General features: G+C 18.0%; 1 protein-coding gene. It reads right to left on the bottom strand.

Features of this window, described 5'->3' with window-relative positions; all coding sequences use genetic code 11:
* Nucleotides 1-215: 215 nt before the first annotated feature.
* Complete coding sequence (locus RI76_RS02760; RefSeq protein WP_017192619.1) at nt 216-470, bottom strand: hypothetical protein; 255 nt, start codon at nt 468-470, stop codon at nt 216-218.
* Nucleotides 471-573: the final 103 nt, after the last annotated feature.

Here is a 573-nt window from a genome sequence, read left to right as displayed (position 1 = left end):
ATTTGGCTTGAATTTGTTTATCACTTAATAAACCTTCTTTTTTCGCAAAAATAACCTTTAATTTGGTATTTAGATCATAATGATGTTGTTTTGTTGTCATAAGTAAAAAAGAAGTCCCTTCTTTATTTTGCTAACTTATTGTTATTATAAAAAAATTTAATTATTAAAAGAAAAATAATTTAAGTTGTTCGTGTTTATATTTTATTTGAAGAAATTTATTTTTGAAAAGTATCAAATAATAATACAAATAATATACAAGCATCAAATAATGTTTCTTTTTTATGTATATAAATTTTTCTTTTTGACGAATTAATATTAGGTGTAATATTTTTATCATGTAATTGATGAACTTTAAATTTTTTGATTAATAAAAAATAAAGAGGTTTTAAAAAATGTATCCATATTTCATAAAAAGTTTTTACAAAAACTACAAGTCTTACCAAATTTATTAAAAGAATAAATTCATTCATATTTTACACCCTCTTTTTCTATCTATATTTGTATTATACATTATTTTAAAAATTTTAACAATTCATTAACAAAATATAAATTTAAAAAAACACGAAAAACCTT

Source organism: Milkweed yellows phytoplasma str. MW1, assembly GCF_000309485.1.
In the GTDB taxonomy this organism is placed as follows: domain Bacteria; phylum Bacillota_I; class Bacilli_A; order Acholeplasmatales; family Acholeplasmataceae; genus Phytoplasma.
Note: the sequence above shows the minus strand (reverse complement) of the source record. Positions and strands in the feature narration are given on the sequence as shown.

Coding starts and splice junctions, on each gene's coding strand:
- RI76_RS02760 (WP_017192619.1), bottom strand. CDS start 470: ATGAATGAATTTATTCTTTTAATAAATTTGGTAAGACTTGTAGTTTTT.